General features: G+C 51.2%; 14 protein-coding genes. 10 read left to right on the forward strand and 4 right to left on the reverse strand.

Annotated features, from left to right (window positions below):
* Window positions 1-8: 8 nt before the first annotated feature.
* Entirely contained in the window at window positions 9-3,203 is a 3,195-nt protein-coding gene (locus ARC85_RS16065; RefSeq protein ID WP_232902728.1) for an efflux RND transporter permease subunit, read from the forward strand.
* Window positions 3,196-4,599 (forward strand): TolC family protein, encoded by a 1,404-nt coding sequence (locus tag ARC85_RS16070; protein ID WP_232902729.1) that lies wholly within the window; start codon window positions 3,196-3,198, stop codon window positions 4,597-4,599. The genes ARC85_RS16065 and ARC85_RS16070 overlap by 8 nt, the downstream gene beginning before the upstream one ends.
* 100 nt (window positions 4,600-4,699) lie before the next feature.
* On the opposite strand, the gene ARC85_RS16075 is transcribed toward ARC85_RS16070, so the two are convergent.
* Window positions 4,700-5,611, reverse strand: a complete 912-nt coding sequence (locus ARC85_RS16075; RefSeq protein WP_023009236.1) for a helix-turn-helix domain-containing protein — start codon at window positions 5,609-5,611, stop codon at window positions 4,700-4,702.
* Between the two features lie 32 nt (window positions 5,612-5,643).
* The gene (locus tag ARC85_RS16080; protein WP_286715434.1) at window positions 5,644-6,879 is read right to left on the reverse strand and encodes an aminotransferase-like domain-containing protein; all 1,236 of its coding nucleotides are present in this window, start codon (window positions 6,877-6,879) and stop codon (window positions 5,644-5,646) included.
* 79 nt (window positions 6,880-6,958) lie between these two features.
* Here ARC85_RS16080 and ARC85_RS16085 point away from each other — a divergent pair, with 79 nt between their 5' ends.
* From ARC85_RS16085 to ARC85_RS16095, 3 genes are all read left to right on the forward strand, one after another.
* Window positions 6,959-7,291 (forward strand): hypothetical protein, encoded by a 333-nt coding sequence (locus ARC85_RS16085; protein WP_226610592.1) that lies wholly within the window; start codon window positions 6,959-6,961, stop codon window positions 7,289-7,291.
* On the forward strand, window positions 7,194-7,595 hold the full coding sequence (locus tag ARC85_RS16090) for a GFA family protein (protein WP_200861363.1): 402 nt from the start codon (window positions 7,194-7,196) through the stop codon (window positions 7,593-7,595). Before ARC85_RS16085 ends, ARC85_RS16090 begins: the two co-directional genes overlap by 98 nt.
* A gap of 100 nt (window positions 7,596-7,695) precedes the next feature.
* Window positions 7,696-8,373, forward strand: coding sequence for a hypothetical protein (locus ARC85_RS16095; RefSeq protein WP_031210228.1), 678 nt, complete (start codon window positions 7,696-7,698; stop codon window positions 8,371-8,373).
* Window positions 8,374-8,675: 302 nt separating this feature from the next.
* On the opposite strand, the gene ARC85_RS16100 is transcribed toward ARC85_RS16095, so the two are convergent.
* Window positions 8,676-10,010 carry an aspartate aminotransferase family protein gene (locus ARC85_RS16100; RefSeq protein ID WP_286715436.1) on the reverse strand — a complete coding sequence of 445 codons (1,335 nt, stop codon included), beginning with the start codon at window positions 10,008-10,010 and terminating at the stop codon, window positions 8,676-8,678.
* Between the two features lie 39 nt (window positions 10,011-10,049).
* Window positions 10,050-10,832 carry a DeoR/GlpR family DNA-binding transcription regulator gene (locus ARC85_RS16105; protein WP_353744314.1) on the reverse strand — a complete coding sequence of 261 codons (783 nt, stop codon included), beginning with the start codon at window positions 10,830-10,832 and terminating at the stop codon, window positions 10,050-10,052.
* Between the two features lie 253 nt (window positions 10,833-11,085).
* Here ARC85_RS16105 and ARC85_RS16110 point away from each other — a divergent pair, with 253 nt between their 5' ends.
* The 5 genes from ARC85_RS16110 (at window position 11,086) to ARC85_RS16130 (ending at window position 16,214) form a co-directional block, all read left to right on the forward strand.
* On the forward strand, window positions 11,086-12,249 hold the full coding sequence (locus ARC85_RS16110) for an ABC transporter substrate-binding protein (protein WP_286715438.1): 1,164 nt from the start codon (window positions 11,086-11,088) through the stop codon (window positions 12,247-12,249).
* 65 nt (window positions 12,250-12,314) lie between these two features.
* The gene (locus ARC85_RS16115; protein WP_286715440.1) at window positions 12,315-13,367 is read left to right on the forward strand and encodes an ABC transporter ATP-binding protein; all 1,053 of its coding nucleotides are present in this window, start codon (window positions 12,315-12,317) and stop codon (window positions 13,365-13,367) included.
* 13 nt (window positions 13,368-13,380) lie between these two features.
* On the forward strand, window positions 13,381-14,325 hold the full coding sequence (locus tag ARC85_RS16120) for an ABC transporter permease (protein WP_286715442.1): 945 nt from the start codon (window positions 13,381-13,383) through the stop codon (window positions 14,323-14,325).
* 10 nt (window positions 14,326-14,335) lie between these two features.
* Complete coding sequence (locus tag ARC85_RS16125; protein WP_286715444.1) at window positions 14,336-15,142, forward strand: ABC transporter permease; 807 nt, start codon at window positions 14,336-14,338, stop codon at window positions 15,140-15,142.
* The gene (locus tag ARC85_RS16130) at window positions 15,105-16,214 is read left to right on the forward strand and encodes a phosphotransferase enzyme family protein (RefSeq protein ID WP_286715446.1); all 1,110 of its coding nucleotides are present in this window, start codon (window positions 15,105-15,107) and stop codon (window positions 16,212-16,214) included. The genes ARC85_RS16125 and ARC85_RS16130 overlap by 38 nt, the downstream gene beginning before the upstream one ends.
* The last annotated feature ends 18 nt before the right edge of the window (window positions 16,215-16,232 follow it).

Genomic DNA, 16,232 nt, shown 5'->3' on the forward strand with positions numbered 1-16,232 from the left:
CCTGCTATATGAAGTTTCCACACTTCTTTATCGACCGGCCGATTTTCGCCGCCATGCTGTCCCTGATCATACTGATCGGGGGGGGCATTTCCCTTTTCCAGTTACCGATCAGTGAATATCCGGAAGTCGTGCCTCCAACCGTCGTGGTTACCGCGAACTATCCGGGCGCCAACCCCAAAGTGATTGCTGAGACCGTGGCTTCTCCTATTGAGGATGAAATTAACGGCGTTGAGAACATGCTGTATATGTCCTCGCAGGCAACCGCAGACGGTCGAATGACGCTTACAGTGACGTTTGCCCTGGGCACGGATCTGGACAAAGCTCAGGTACAAGTACAGAACCGCGTTGATATCGCTCTGCCACGACTACCAGAGGAGGTTCAGCGCCTTGGCGTGGTGACGGAAAAGTCGTCTCCTAACCTGAGCATGGTCGTACATCTGCATTCTCCCGATCAGAGCCGGGACATTACCTACCTGGCGAACTATGCCGAACTGAATGTAAAAGATGAAATCGCCCGCCTGGGCGGAGTAGGGGATGTGCGGTTGTTTGGTGGGAGTGAATTTGCCGTGCGTCTATGGCTACGCCCTGACGACCTGGCTGCCCGTAATCTCAACGCGACGGATGTTGTTAACGCGGTTCGTGCCCAAAATCGACAGATCGCTGCGGGCACTTTGGGCGCACAGCCCGCGCCAACGGATAATCAGTTTCAGTTGATGTTGAATGTCCGTGGGCGACTGACTTCCCTGGATGAGTTTCGGGATATTGTGCTGAAAATCGGCGAGAACGGTGCTATCACTCGTCTGTCGGACGTTGCCCGGGTCGAATTGGGACAGAGCACTTACGCACTGGAAGCAGGGTTGGACGGAAAGCCGGCGGTTGCCATGCCCATTTTTCAGCGCCCCGGCGCTAATGCGATTGAGCTCTCCGACAGTGTCCGGCAGACTATGAACAAGCTGTCGGAATCCTTTCCGAAAGGCGTCACCTACGACATTGTCTACGACCCGACCGTGTTTGTTCGTGGGTCTATCGATGCAGTCATTGCCACGTTGCTCGAAGCCATTCTTCTGGTGGTGCTGGTGGTTGTGCTGTTCTTGCAAACCTGGCGCGCCTCAATTATTCCGCTTGTTGCAGTTCCTGTATCGCTTGTGGGCACCTTCGCGGTGATGCAGTGGTTTGGCGTTTCGATCAATACGCTCTCACTGTTCGGGATGGTACTGGCCATCGGGATAGTGGTTGACGACGCGATAGTGGTGGTGGAAAACGTCGAGAGGAACATTCATCAGGGATTGTCACCTCGGGAAGCTACCAAGGTAGCCATGAACGAGGTAACTGGCCCGATCATCGCCATTGCTTTGGTGTTGTGTGCAGTCTTTATTCCGACCGCATTCATCACCGGGTTGTCGGGTCAATTCTATAAGCAGTTTGCGTTGACCATCACCATCTCGACCGTCATCTCGGCAATCAACTCCCTGACTCTGTCACCGGCTCTTTCAGCCCTGTTATTGAAAGGCCATGATGAAAAGCCGGATCGACTTTCCCGCTTACTTGACAAGGTCTTCGGTCGTTGTGTGTTCCATCCCTTCAACCGATTCTTTGACCGGATCGGTACAGCGTATGAGTTGTTGGTCAAGAAACTGGTTCGTTACGGCGCCATTGTAGGCGTTGTGTATGTGGGCCTGACGGTATTCTCTGGCCACTTGTTCAATGTTGTTCCTGGCGGATTCATCCCGCAGCAGGACAAGCAGTACCTGGTTGCTGTGGCTCAACTCCCGGATGCGGCCAGCCTGGATCGAACTGTTGCGGTGGTTGATGAGATGCAAGAGCTTGCCCTTGGAATAGACGGCGTGGCTAATACGGTCGCCTTTCCGGGGCTGTCGATTAATGGCTTCACCAACAGTTCCAACAGCGGCGTTGTGTTCTTGCCGCTGGATGATTTTGATAAGCGGACGACGCCCGAACTGAGCGCCGGTGCCATTGCCGGAAGGCTGAATGCAGCCTTTGCCGGTATTGATGAAGGCTTCGTGGCTGTGTTCCCGCCCCCACCGATTTTGGGGCTGGGTACGACCGGCGGGTTCAAACTGCAGATCGAAGATCGCAGCAGTAAGGGTTTTGAAGCGCTTTTTGGTAGCTTGCAAACTACGTTGAACGAAGCCCGAAAACACCCCGCGCTGACTGGTTTGTACTCCAGCTTTCGGGTTCAGGTACCGCAGTTTGATCTGGATATCGACCGGGAGCGGGCGATGCTTCTGGGCATTCCGCTGGAGTCGGTGTTTGATACTCTCCAGGTGTATCTGGGCTCGGTCTACGTTAACGATGTGAACCTGTTTGGCAGCACTTATCAGGTGATTGCACAAGCGGAGGCTGAGAAGCGACTGGACCCCAAGCACATTCTTAACCTGAAGGTTCGCAACCAGCAGGGTCAGATGATCCCGCTCTCGGCGATCATGAATGTGGAGTCAACCATTGGGCCGGATCGTGTGATGCGTTACAACGGCTATCCTACGGCGGAGCTGAATGGCTCGCCCGCGCCGGGCTTCAGTTCTGATCAGGCTCAGGTTGCCATTGAAGAAGTGCTGGCTCAGACGCTACCGGATGGTATGACCTTCGAGTGGACAGAGGTGACCTACCAGCAAGAGCTGGCAGGCAACACCATGGTGTACGTGTTCCCGCTTGTTATCCTGTTGGTCTTCATTGTACTGGCTGCTCAGTATGAGAGTCTTCGTCTGCCGTTTGCCATCATCCTGATTGTGCCCATGACCCTGCTATCCGCATTGGCCGGCGTTTGGTTGACCAACGGGGACAACAATATATTCACCCAGATTGGCTTGATCGTGCTGGTGGCCCTGGCGAGCAAGAACGCGATCCTGATGGTGGAATTTGCCAGGGATCTGAATCTGAGTGGTTACACGCATTATCAAGCGATTATCGAAGCTTGTCGCCTGCGGCTTCGCCCGATCCTGATGACGTCAATTGCCTTCACCGCGGGCGTAGTGCCACTGGTGCTGGCCAGTGGTGCCGGTGCGGAAATGCGACACGCGATGGGTATTGCTGTGTTTTCCGGGATGATCGGTGTCACCGTTTTTGGTCTTCTCTTTACGCCCGTGTTTTATGCCGTCATTCAGCGTGCAGAAGCGGATGCCGCCAGAGCTCGTGAGAAGAAAGCGGCGACCAAGGATCAGATCACGGAGAACAACCATGCTTAAGAGCGCAGTCTGGATAGTCTTTGGATCAATCCTGCTCACCGGCTGTGCCGCGACCCCGGATTATGAAGCTCGACAGGCCGCCAATGCCCGATACCTGGATAGCCTTGAGTTCGATGTGCAGCCGGCGGGCGCCAACACACTGGCGTGGTGGCGAGATTATCAGGACACCCAGCTCAACCAACTTGTTGAGGTTGCCCAGACGGCAAATCTGGACCTGCTGGCTACGCGGCAGAGAGTTCGCCGGGCTATTGCAGACCTCGGGGCCGACGAAAGTCGGTTGTTGCCACAGGGAGAGGTAGTCGTCGACTATGACGCTACGGACCGAAACAGCGTCCAGGAAACTGCTTCTGTGGGCCTGTCGGCGTCTTGGGAGTTGGACCTGTTTGGACGGCTTAGAGCTTTGGTAGATGCGGGGGAAGCCAATCTTGAAGTTGCATTGAATAATCAGCGTTCGATGCTGAAAGAAGTGACCGTCGGTGTTGTGCGGGCCTACATAGAGTGGGTGGCAGCCCGACAGCGCGTTCAGCTGATCAAGGAAGATATACGGACTCTTGAAAATACCCGTAAGGTAATGGCGTTACGGGTCCATGAGGGGCTCTCGCCAGACCTCGATCTGGCGAGAGCGGACACCTTGCTGGAGCAGCAAAGGGCCAAATTGCCGGATGCCCGAGCCCAGTTATATCGGGCAAAAGCGGTGCTGTCAGTTCTGGTGAATGAAGACCCGGAAACTCTGACCCTTCGGCCGGCGTCGGGAGTGTTAGCTGTGTCGGTTGGTGTGCCGGGGGCTAATAGGGCGAATGAGGCAATGCAACGCAGGGCTGATATTGGCGGTGCACTGGCGACGCTCGCCAAAGATGTCGCGCAAGGCAATGCCCTGCGGGCAGAACTCTACCCACAAGTTTCGGTGGAGGGCTTCCTTGGCGTGACGGATGTAGCGGGCCAGTCTGATGGATTCGAAAGTACTGCGAGTATCGCCCCACGGATTTCCTGGTCGCTGCTGAGTTATCCGGTGATTATGCAGCGCGTGGACAGTCAGAACGAAGTGTCGGAAGAAAGCTATATTCGCTATCGGCAAACGATAATCAAAGCGGTGGCGAGTGCGCGGGTAGCGGTTTTCGACTACGGTCGAGCTGTTGAGGCCGATCGCGCAGCGGGCAGGGCCTTTGAGGCGGCCAATCAGTCGTTCAGCATCGCGTCTACCATGCATGGCGAGGGGGCGATCGGCTATCTTGATCTGCTTGATGCCAATCGAACCTTTATTTCGGCTCAACAGGATCGGTTGTTGGCCAGGCTTACGCGCGCCAATGCACAACTTGGGGTGCTTGCGGAGTTTAGTGGTGTGTGGTCGTCGGCGATTCATCAGAAGCTTTTAATAGAGCAGTCGTCCGGCTCTTAAGCGTTGGTGTGCAGTTTGGCGGGTACACGTACAGTGTGACCCTGACCCCACGGTTACTCATTACTTTGTCTCTGTGAATCACTCGATCCTCACAAAGGTTTCACATGAGGAAGATTGGTCGTTTTTCAAATCCTCTACGATAGTTCGATGGGGTTTGTCCGGTAAACTTCTTGAATTGTTTTGAAAAGTTGGAGGCGTCTGAGAAGCCAGAAGAAAGTGCAATTTCTAAAATGGAGTATTCGTTGCTCTGGAGTAACTGACTTGCATATTCTATTCGCTTTCTTAATATATAAACGTGAGGTGAATCGCCGGTTGCGGATTTGAATACACGACAAAAATAAAAAGGACTTAAAGCTACTTGCTGAGCTAAATCATCTACAAAGATTCGATAGGAAAGATTCGCTTCGATATATTCATCGATCCAGCGAACTTGCCTATTTGTCAAGGTTGACCTGGTGGCGTTATCGGTTCTCACTCTCCTTGTGTTTTCGCAGATGATCTGTGCCGCCAACGCTTTACCATAAAATTCGGCAAACATTGGACCATGCGGGTTGCCGTCTCGGATTTCATTGTCGATTGCCAGAGCGGTTTCCAGAAGCAAGCTGTTTTGTTTGAAAAACAGAGGATGACCGTGGAAGCGGCTAACGCCCATTTCTTCCGCCACGCTTGAAACGAGTTTCTCTGGGATGGTCATCAACAGTAGCTTACCCAATGGCGATGTATAACTGACCTGGTGGGGGCAGTTGTGGGGCAGATACACTGCAGAGCCCCTGTTTTGCGATTCTTTTCGGACAGTACCATCTACGCGTCGGTTAGCCTGAGCGGCCGAATTGAGCTTTACCATTAAGTAATGACCGGTCAAAGCATGTTCAATGGTTTCAAAATGATCTTTTTCTACCCGCTCGAAAAAGATGCTCTGCCATCCATACTCACGGCTTCCCCTGCCATCGTTGTTGGCGAGAAGTTGTTGTCGATCGTCTTCATGTTGGAAGTTGAATTGTTTCAGGCCCATAAAAACTCCGTTTAAAATGGTCGGTGTTTTCGCTACCCTTGAGTTTCGCGTTGTTCCGTCCGCTGGATCGCAATCGCAAGCCGCTTAACAGCTTCGTCCGCCAGGGAGGGCGTGATCGTTGAGAACGAAAGGCGAACCGAACTTAAGTCAGGTATCTCACAATAAAAATATTTCCCCGGAACAAACATCACGTGATGGCTTAGAGCTTGCTGAAGAACGAGTGATGCGTCCAGTCCGTTTGCAAATCGCCCCCAGAGGAACATCCCACCGTCGGGCACGTTGAGTTCGAGGGCGTCTGGCAAATGTTCCGAAATAGCTTTTATCAGCGCATCGCGCCGGCATTTGTAGGCCTTTTTAAGAAGTTGAAGTTGATCATCAAGGCGGCCGCTTTTCAGATAATAACCTGCAATATATTGCGATAGCGTACTACTGTGAAGATCCATAGATTGCTTGGCACGGCATAGCGAGTGAAAATAGCTCTCCGGGGGAATACACCAACCCAAGCGTAATCCGGGGGCGACAGTTTTTGAAAAAGACGAAATGTAGATAACCCGGTTTTTCGAGTTAAATGACTGTTCGGCTATTTCAAAGAGTGACGCAACATGCTCTCCGTCGTATCGAAGATCTCCGTATGGGTCGTCTTCAACGATCATAATGTCATGACGGATAGCAAACTCAACAAGTTTTGTCCTTTCGGGAAGTCGCAGGGTTGTGCCGGTTGGATTACTGAAGTTGGGAACAAGGTACATCAGCTTAATACGGTTATTGGCAACCAATGATTCCAATCGTGTGAAATCAATGCCGTACTGATCACCTTGGAATACTAATGTCTTCGCTCCTGCCATATTGAAAACCTGTAATGCGGCCAGATAGGTTGGCTCTTCAACCAACACACTATCACCCTCATCAAGAAAGGCTCTGGCTACAATGTCGAGCGCCTGCTGCGAACCGCTTGTAACTAGAATATGGTCGGGTTCCGCGCTGATTCCCTGCGCTACCATGCGGGAGGCAATTTCTTCCCTTAAGAACAATTCTCCTTCGGTCAGTCCATATTGATAGGTGGCATTTCTTGCACTTTCAACAGCTCGGAAAGTGGCCGCTTCAAGCCCTTCGGTATCTATGAGATCTGGTGCGGGTATTCCTCCCGCCAGTGAGATCATACCAGGGATTTTGGAATGCCTGAGCAGATCCCTTATCGCGGAACTGCTCATTGTCTGCATTCGACGAGAAAGAATGCTCTCGGAGGAGCTTGATGATCGATGGCTCATTTCAAATCCATTTGTTTTTCCAGAAGCATCTTCTGGCGTGTAGGTAACTATTTCGCGGTGTTATAAATGGTAGGGCCGGATGAAAGTGCTTGTCTTGGTTCAGATTGCGAAATTTGTGTTACTTTGCTCCTTGTTGGCCGCTGGCGTGATAGAAGCGGTATGGCATTTAACCATGTTACCAACCGCTTTAGCCGATGGGACGCGTCCAATTTATTGGGGGAAGTCCACACCAAACGCTAACCGCATCGGTTCCCACCGCTGGCGCTCCGGCACGCCGCAAAGCCAAGCGTTCAATGTACAGAAGGAGATCCCCTATGGGGCTGAAGGGAAGCTGTTTGTGTGGCGAGATAAGTTACGAGATCGACTCTGTGGATATGCCGATTGTGCATTGTCATTGTCAGACTTGTCGTAAAGCCCATGCGGCCTCATTTGCCGCCACTGCGGGAGTAAAGCGCGAGAACTTCCGTTGGCTCAGCGGCATAAATTCTATTTCTACGTTCGAATCATCTCCTGGCAAATCGCGCCATTTTTGCAAACGCTGTGGTTCTCATTTGGTCGCCGAGAGGCCTGCGCAGCCACACGTAATTGTTCGGGTGGCCACTCTGGACGATGATCCCGGTTTGAAGCCAGAGGCTCATATTTGGGTTTCGCACGACGTGCCATGGCTTGAGTCCGATAGAGTGTGTAAGTATAAGGAATGGCGCGACGACATTTAACAAATCGATCAAGTTCATTCCCGGCCTGGCGACCGTCCACCGGACGCCCCTATCGGGTCGTCGCTTGTTTTGGCGTCATACAGACTAAGGAGAGTCGATTTTGGATTTAGCTAATGTAGTACCGTGGGGGCGATCGCTAAAGGAATACCAAGCGATGTTTGGGCTATCGGATGATGATCTGAACAAGAAAATCCTAGGTTGCGGTGATGGCCCCGCAAGCTTCAATGTAGAGGCAACAGAGCGTGGGTGCCAAGTTGTTTCCTGTGATCCGGTTTACCAGTTTCAAGTCGACGAAATACGTCGTCGTATTGATGAAGTTTACCCTGAAATCATGACTAAGATGCGGCAGGACGCAGACAAGTATATTTGGAGGTCACTGAGTAGCGTCGAGCATCTTGGCGAGGTCCGTATGAATGCCATGTCGGGGTTCCTGGCCGACTTTGATGCCGGTTGTCAGCAAGGGCGGTATATATCAGCGTCTTTGCCATCATTACCGTTTTCCGACTTCGAGTTCGATTTGGCACTCTGCTCCCACTATCTTTTTCTCTACAGTGACCATGTGGATGGGGCAACTCACCTTAAATCAATGCGGGAGCTATGCAGAGTGGCGACCGAAGTCCGTGTCTTTCCTGTTTTATCCTTAGACGGAGAGGTCTCGAAGCATTTGGATCAGGTAATGACCGCATTATCTGCCGATGGGATTGATGTCTCATTGCAGCCTGTTAGTTACCGGTTTCAAAAAGGTGCTACTGAGATGTTGGTGGCAAATTCCGTATAACCAGTAGCTATTGGCGGACGCGCCTACGCTGCGCTCCGGCACGCCGCAACGCCAAGCGTTATCGAACCATCTGAATGTTCGCTTTGCGACCACACTGAATCTCATGCCTCAGCTACCAAGCCAGCTCTAATTGCCATGAAGCCCATGTTGGGCGTGGCCGGGTCGCTATGATGCCGGTGCTATCAGCAAGACTTAGTGCGGGTTGGGCGCAGTTGTTAGAAGCTGGTTATTGTTTGGCCGTGGCTTGCTTTCTGAATTTATTAGTAAGTTCTTTCAAGTAAGCTTCCCCGTGACCAACTTGATCACCTAGTCTCCTCAATTGCACGCTCCATTTGATTAAGAAAGAAATCAGCATGGCTGTTGTCAAAGCATAATGGAGGCCGGATCTTTAGAGTGTTCCCATATTTTCCTGCAGCACCAATGAGGACGCCATTCTGGCGAAGCGCATTTATAACTTTCGAGGTTTTTGCTGGGTCTGGTGTTCCCAATAAACTTGGGTCGATAAAATCTAGTCCCACGAACAGGCCGGCCCCTCGGACCGATCCGACTTCCTCATATTTATTGGCCAGATCTGTTAAACGGGTTTTGAGATAGAGGCCTACTTCTTTCGAATTGGCTATCAGACTTTCCTCTTCGATGACGTCCATGACAGCTGAGCCCGCCGCTACGGCGGCTGTTGAGCCTCCAAATGTATTGAAGTAGCCCACCTCCGCATTAAAAGAGGCGAATAAACGGTCGTTAGCAACAATGCCCGCCGCTGGATAACCGTTGCCCATTGGTTTCCCCATTGTCACGATATCAGGCGCAACATCATGTCTTGCGAAGCCCCACATGTTATCGCCTGTTCTGCCGAAGCCTGGTTGAACTTCGTCTGCAATGAACAAGCTCTCTTTGCTCTGTATTAAATCAACAGCGGGTTTGAGAAAACCAGCGGGATCGGCGATTACTCCGTCGCTTGAGAAAATGGTATCTACTATGAGGGCTGCACAGCCATAGCGGCGATCATTCAGGGTTTGAATGCCCTCTCTCACTTTATTGAGAAACCACGTCTTTGCCTCGTCCGGAGCCTGTGGCATTTCTGAGATAGGGATTACGAAAACGTGATCGGCGGGTTCGCTGGTTTTAAGTGAAGAGGGAGAGATCTCAGTTACAGCAGAGGTGTTGCCGTGGTAAGCAGCTTCAGTAACGATCACTCCATGGTTCTTGGTCCAGTGTCTGGCCAGCCGAAGTGCCATATCATTGCTTTCGCTGCCAGTGCACGTCATTACCATGCGGTTAAGCTTAGAGGGCATTGTATCCAGTATTCGTTCGATGTATTCGTGGATGGCCCCATGAAGGTATCGGGTATGGATATTCAGTTCCGCCATTTGCCGGCATACCGCATCAACAACTTTCGGGTGGCAATGCCCAACGGAAGGTACATTATTGTAGACGTCGAGATACCGGTTCCCAGAATCGTCGTAGAGCCAGACGCCTTCACCCCTCACAATGTGCAGTGGTTCTTGGTAAAAGAGCACCGATGTGGGGCCCACGGTTTTCAGCCTCCTCTCAACCATGCGGCTCAAATTAGTTGGCGTGCTTTTTTGTGTGTCGAAGCGGAAAGCATTTTGGTCAAGAATAGATCGGACACCTTTCACGTTCAGACTCCTAAATGCAGGTAACAAAAAGTCGATTTGCTAAATCAAACAAAGATTTACAGAAGCGCGTTGCAACGCTAATTGAACTTCCTCAGATGGATTGGCATCGCATACAATTTCACTTATCTGGTCCAGGGGGCAGACGGTTTCTAGCTTCCCAGAGCCAAGTTTGGAGTGATCAATCAGTAGAGTTGTTTGTTTCGACAACTTAATCATCGCGCGTTTTAAGCAGGCCACTTCCGCGTTGACTTCGGTAGGTCCGCGGGGTGTTAGAGCTCCACAACTAGAAAAGCAATGGTCTGCCTGATACCGCTGCAAATATTCAACGGTTAAACCGCCATAATTGGCATTTTCGTGGGCATTAAAAACGCCAGGTAGCATCAGTACTGTAAACGTGTAATTAGATGCGAGTGCTCGGGCCATAGCGAAGCTGTTTGTAATGACAGTCAGATCAGTGCGCTCTCTCGCTAACAGCTTTCCAAAATGTACGCACGTAGCACTGGCATCCATCATTAAAACATCGCCATCACTGACGCGGTGCAGGGCTGCGAGGCTGATCTTCTTGCGTTCATCGATAAGGAGCTCAGTGCGCTCTTCGAGGGTTGGTTCGGACGCGATTCTGGAATTGGCTGCTCCGCCATATGTGCGAATAACCAACCCTTCTGTTGCCATCGAATCAATATCTCGCCGAACTGTTTCAACCGAAACATCAAAATAGTCAGCCATCTCTGAAATCTGAACGACGGGCTGCCGGTCCAATTGCTCACGAATCTCGCGCCAACGCGCTTTTTTTGTCCACCTTCTCTTCGTCACAGCATTCACGCGCTCTGGTTTATGAAGTCTGATGCTTTGTTGTGCGCAGTATGGGGTAAAAGTTGGTAGGTGCCAAGTTATGGTGCGGAGAAAACTAGAGCGTTTTGGCTTTTATAGGATCTTTTTAATTCAAAAAAAACCTCTAAAACCAGACACCTAGATGTTTTTAATCTAATTTTTTAAGTGGTGGCCTGAAATATGCTTGAGCTCTAGTGGTTTAAAAATGTGGTAAATGCCAAGTGAAAATGTTGGGGGATCGCACATGTCGAAGCTAAAGACCAATCGTCGTAATTTTCTGAAGGGAATGGGGATGGCGGCGGGCGCGGCCGCAGCTCCAGGAGCTCTCTGGCCAAATATGGGTTGGGCTGCGTCAAAAGATAGGGCTCGTGAGCTGAATATCCTGGTTTGGGAGGGTTATAACTCGCCGAACGTTCTGGATCCTTTCCGCCGATCTTTTGATACACGGGTCTCTGCCCAGAATGTTCTCTCTGATCCGGATGCAGTGAATAAGCTCCGAGCCGGGGAAAATAAAGTATGGGACCTCGTAAATCTCAACAACCCTTGGGCGAGAGAAATCCTCTACCCGGAAGGCTTGATCAAACCGCTGGACCAAGAGCGTTTTCGGCCCTACTTCGACCAGATGCTTGAGGAATTTCGTTGGCCTTATAAGTGGGCGATGAGTCTGGATCAGAAAGAACTGTTGGGCATGACTCAGCGATTCGGACCGCTGTCGTTCGTGGTAAACACCGATAAAATTTCACGTTCGATGGCTGAAGATCAGGGCTTCAACCTCTTCATGGATCCCTCCATGAAGGGCCGTTACGGAATGCTCACCTGGGCAAACTGGAATATTTATCACATGTGTATAACGGCCGGCTTCACGCCGTTCAAAGAGCACACCGAAGCTGAATTTACAGAGTTCGAGCGAGTTGCAAGGTATCTGTTCAAAAACGCGAAGGTTCTCTCAGACGACCATCTGATGATGAACCAGGCGCTGATTACCGGTGGTATTGATGCCTACTTCACGGGCGGCACTTACTCCTGCTCAATCGCACGAATGGATGGCTTTTCAAACGTCAGGGGTATTACGCCGAAATCCGGACCGATCGACGGGAAGGGTGGCATTGTTTGGATCGAAGTCACCTCCGTTGTTAATAACCCTGAGCTTTCGCCGAGGGCCGAAGATTTCCTTGAGTATGTGCAACGCCCCGATGTGTCCAGACAAGTGGCGTTCGCCGAGGGCTCTCACAACCCCGTAACTCAGTTGGGAATGAAAGAAGTACGTGATGCGTTCACTAAGCAGGAGCTGGATGCCATTCAGTATGACAGCCTTGAGTGGGAGTTGGAGCACTGTGCGGATTACGACGTGAATCCTGACTACGACCGAATGCTCGAAATCTATACGCGTGCCCGTCGCGAGGCGTAATCCCGATATGCTCCGGTCCGGCGTGCTGCCGGACCGGAGCATACCTATATCCACTGGAGGCAGGTATGACTGAAAGCATTCTTGAATTGCGGAATGTAGAGAAATACTTCGGCGACTTTGTAGCGGTCGAACGCATTAACCTCGAAGTAAAAAAAGGTGAGTTTTTCACGATCGTAGGCCCATCCGGCAGTGGCAAGACGACCATGATCCGGATGTTGGTTGGTATGGATAAGCCATCTCGCGGCGATATTTTGATGTCGGGAGAGCGGGTTAACGATGTGCCTGCCAATCGCCGCCCAACCTGCATGGTTTTTCAATCCTTGGCGTTGTTTCCCCATAAAACTGTTGGAGAAAACATAGAGTTTCCCTTGAAGCTCCGCGGAGAAACAAAGAACAACCGGAAAACACGAGCAATCGAATTGCTGGAACAGCTCCACCTGTCAGACGCCTATTATTCAAAAAAGGTAAGTGAGTGTTCTGGCGGTGAGAAGCAGAGGGTGGCTCTGGCAAGAGCACTAGCCTTCGATCCTGAGATCCTCTTCTTCGATGAGCCGCTTTCGGCCCTGGACTATCGCCTGCGGAAAACGCTGGAGAAAGAACTTAAAGATATTCAGCGGAGAACCGGAAAGACTTTTGTTTACATCACCCATTCACTTGAAGAAGCAATGGTCATGAGTGATCGCATTTCAATAATGCGTGATGGCCGCATCGTGCAGATTGGAACTCCCGATGAAATCTACAATAAGCCCGCGAATAGCTTTGTCGCCCAGTTTATGGGTGAAGTAAATCAATTCAATGTTACCCGCCAGGAGGACGCTCGCTTTCTGGATACAGATACTCAAGACAGTTACGTCGGACCTCCAGGCGCTGATCTTGAATCTGGCATTCTTATCGTGCGACCTGAGCGCATTCAAATTTTAGCCGAGGGCGAAGCGGCTGACACAGAAATAGCTGGCACTGTGCAGAACCAGTACGTGCTGGGTTCGAGAGTTCAATATGAAGTGAAAGTAAAGAAACGCTCCCTGCTGGTTGAAACGATGATTGGCGATGCATGGGATGTCGGAGAAAGCGTCCGCTTAGGGTGGAATTCCGATCAGGCTTTTCTGCTTGCGAGATAGGAGGATCCTGAACATGAACATGCCATCTAAATCATATTCTGTAACCGACTCTTCTCCAGAACGTTTGCCGGAAAACATGGGGGGCGCTCTGAAGGTCAGGGCTCGAAAAACGTTACTTTGGTTTAAACAGCCTGGAGCACTTCTAAGCCTTCCTGCGTTATTTATTTTTGTGGCGGGATTCATAGGTCCGCTGGGGCTAGTGGTCATATACAGCTTTATGCCCGAGCGCTCCTTTGCTTTTAACCAGTTACCGACCCTAGAAAACTTTGTCACTATTTTCCAGGAAGGTTATTACATTTCATACGCCTGGTCTGTCTGGCTCGCTCTGGTATCGACACTGATATTAATCGTGATCTGTTGGCCTGTCGCCTACGGCCTATCGCGAATCTTCAGGCGCTCGATGATCCTCACGCTACTGCTGGTTCTGCCCCTATTTGTTTCAGAAAACGTTCGTCTTTTTGGCTGGGTATTAACGCTTCTGAACCATGGCATTCTGGACGGCACAACCAGAACGCTCTTTGGGTGGGAGCTTCCTGACATGCTCTACAACGCGCCCGTGACTGTATTGGGGATGGTGTATGTTTATTTGCCCTTCATGTTATTCCCAATGTCATTAGGCATATCAATGGTGCCCGATGCCTGCCGTGAAGCGGCTTTCGATATGGGAGCGACGCGTTGGCAGGTTTTTAAAGAGGTAGAACTGCCGCTGGCAATGCCAGGCATCATGATTGGATGTTTGTTGTCGTTTGTCCTCGTGCTTGGCTCCATATCGGAAGCGAAGATACTCGGAGGCCAGTCGATCATCATGATCTCTCATGATATTGAGACCGCGTTTACCTACGCACAGAACTGGCCTCTGGGTTCGGCTCTCTCAACGTTATTGATCCTACTCACTGCGGTCCTCGTGATTGGCCTCTTGTCCCGGCTGAATCTGGACAACTTGTTGTCGCGAAAATAGGAGCTAAGTCATGTCAGCTACTGAGACTGCATTCAGAAATCGTAAAAGCGAAAAGGCGATTCGGATCTGGACGGTTGTCATTTTGCTATTCATCTACCTTCCGATGGTTGCAGTTTTTATTGCATCGTTCTCCAAATTGCGCTTTTTCATGTTCCCCGTAAAGGCCTGGTCCCTTGACTGGTACGCGTCGGTGTTCAGTTCGATCGAGATTCGGGACTACCTGGGGACCTCACTCTTGATTGCGGGCGTCGTCACGATCGTTTCTGTTGTTCTGGCAATAGCGGGGGCATTGGCATTTGCGCGATATGAATGGAAAGGTCGCAGCCTTTATCAAAAACTGATTTTGCTACCGATCTTCTTTCCTCAGGCGGTGCTCGGCTTGGCCATTCTGTTGTGGTCTTCGGCACTGGATATCAGCCCTGGTTGGCAGCTGGCGGTATTTGCTCATTTGGTCTGGATCATTCCGATTGTCACGTTGGTCATTAGCATCCAGGTATACGGTTTCGATCCCTCTGTGGAAGAAGCTGCATACGATCTTGGAGCGTCCCGCTGGCAGGTATTCACGGAGGTGACATTGCCAATCCTTTGGCCAGGCATTTTTTCAGGAGCGTTGTTTGCCTTCCTTCTCTCGTGGGGCAATTTTCCACTGTCGACTTTCACAACGGGTGCAGAGCAAACCGTGCCGGTGTGGCTTTACGCAAAAATGGTGGCTGGATATTCGCCGCAGGTCCCCGCACTGGGTTCACTGACCACATTGATGGCCGGCTTGGTTCTTTTTGGTGGCTATTGGTTGGGTCGCCGAAAAGCCAAAAAGTAATCAGGATCTCTGCTTCGAAGAAGGTGAATTTATGGATTCGGCAATACATTTCGATCAGCTCAACAGAGAAACCCAGCTGATATTGCTAGAGCAAGTTGCCAGGCAAGCTCTTGGAGAATGGGGGTTATCTGAGGGCGCAGGGCTGAAGTTGCTTAGCCTCTCAGAGAACGCCACGTACCGAGTAGATTTGGGCAGCTCCGACAGGGCAGTGGTTATGCGCGTACACCGTCCCGGCTATCACACTCGAAATGCAGTCAGGACAGAGCTGGACTGGATGGCTGCGCTCCAGAGGGAGGCCGGAATTCTAACCCCCCAAGCAATACCAACTTCCTGTGGCGAGTACGTGGTGGAGGTCGAAGGCGATGACCATCTGATGGAAACTCGTTTTGTAGACCTGTTCGGGTTTATTGAGGGTACGGAGCCAGACGAGAACCGGCTTGAGGAAGCATTTCGAGACCTGGGCAAACTGACGGCGCGGCTACATAAACACGCTAAGAGTTGGCAACGACCAGCCTACTTTGAACGTCTGGTCTGGGACTTCGACGGATGTCTGGGCAATAGACCTAACTGGGGTGATTGGCGTGAGGCTCCCGGCTTGGATGAGCAGTCTCGGGAGTTGTTGGAGGAAACCTCTGAAACGATTAGGACGAGGCTTGAGGAATTCGGGAAAGGCTCCGATCGCTATGGTTTGATTCATTCTGATCTGCGTTTGGCGAATCTACTGGAAAACGGTACGGATATCCGAGTCATTGATTTCGATGACTGTGGTTCAGGTTGGTTCTTGTACGACCTAGCGTCAGCGATCAGCTTTATTGAGACACGGCCCGATGTACCGGAATTAGTCGCTTCATGGCTCTCTGGGTACTCAGAGATCACTGATCTCTCGCAGGCGGAGAGATCTGAAATACCGACATTTATCATGCTGCGGCGGATGACGCTTCTGGCATGGATCGGGTCGCATCCTACCGCAGACATGGCAGTAGAACAGGGCGTGGAATTCGCGAATGGCACAGTCGAGCTCGCCCGAGCCTACCTTTCTGATCCTCAATCGCTCGTAAAAAGAAAGACTTGAGCACAAACAAACATACGG

The sequence above is a fragment of the Marinobacter sp. tcs-11 genome, assembly GCF_002049515.1.
In the GTDB taxonomy this organism is placed as follows: Bacteria; Pseudomonadota; Gammaproteobacteria; order Pseudomonadales; family Oleiphilaceae; genus Marinobacter; species Marinobacter nauticus.

What these genes read in the sequence shown, in the direction of transcription:
- ARC85_RS16070 (WP_232902729.1), top strand. Translation starts at nt 3,196, where the DNA reads ATGCTTAAGAGCGCAGTCTGGATAGTCTTTGGATCAATCCTGCTCACC.
- ARC85_RS16090 (WP_200861363.1), top strand. Translation starts at nt 7,194, where the DNA reads ATGGGGCTGAAGGGAAGCTGTTTGTGTGGCGAGATAAGTTACGAGATC.
- ARC85_RS16085 (WP_226610592.1), top strand. Translation starts at nt 6,959, where the DNA reads ATGAAAGTGCTTGTCTTGGTTCAGATTGCGAAATTTGTGTTACTTTGC.
- ARC85_RS16065 (WP_232902728.1), top strand. Translation starts at nt 9, where the DNA reads ATGAAGTTTCCACACTTCTTTATCGACCGGCCGATTTTCGCCGCCATG.
- ARC85_RS16075 (WP_023009236.1), bottom strand. Translation starts at nt 5,611, where the DNA reads ATGGGCCTGAAACAATTCAACTTCCAACATGAAGACGATCGACAACAA.
- ARC85_RS16115 (WP_286715440.1), top strand. Translation starts at nt 12,315, where the DNA reads ATGACTGAAAGCATTCTTGAATTGCGGAATGTAGAGAAATACTTCGGC.
- ARC85_RS16120 (WP_286715442.1), top strand. Translation starts at nt 13,381, where the DNA reads ATGAACATGCCATCTAAATCATATTCTGTAACCGACTCTTCTCCAGAA.
- ARC85_RS16125 (WP_286715444.1), top strand. Translation starts at nt 14,336, where the DNA reads ATGTCAGCTACTGAGACTGCATTCAGAAATCGTAAAAGCGAAAAGGCG.
- ARC85_RS16110 (WP_286715438.1), top strand. Translation starts at nt 11,086, where the DNA reads ATGTCGAAGCTAAAGACCAATCGTCGTAATTTTCTGAAGGGAATGGGG.
- ARC85_RS16080 (WP_286715434.1), bottom strand. Translation starts at nt 6,879, where the DNA reads ATGAGCCATCGATCATCAAGCTCCTCCGAGAGCATTCTTTCTCGTCGA.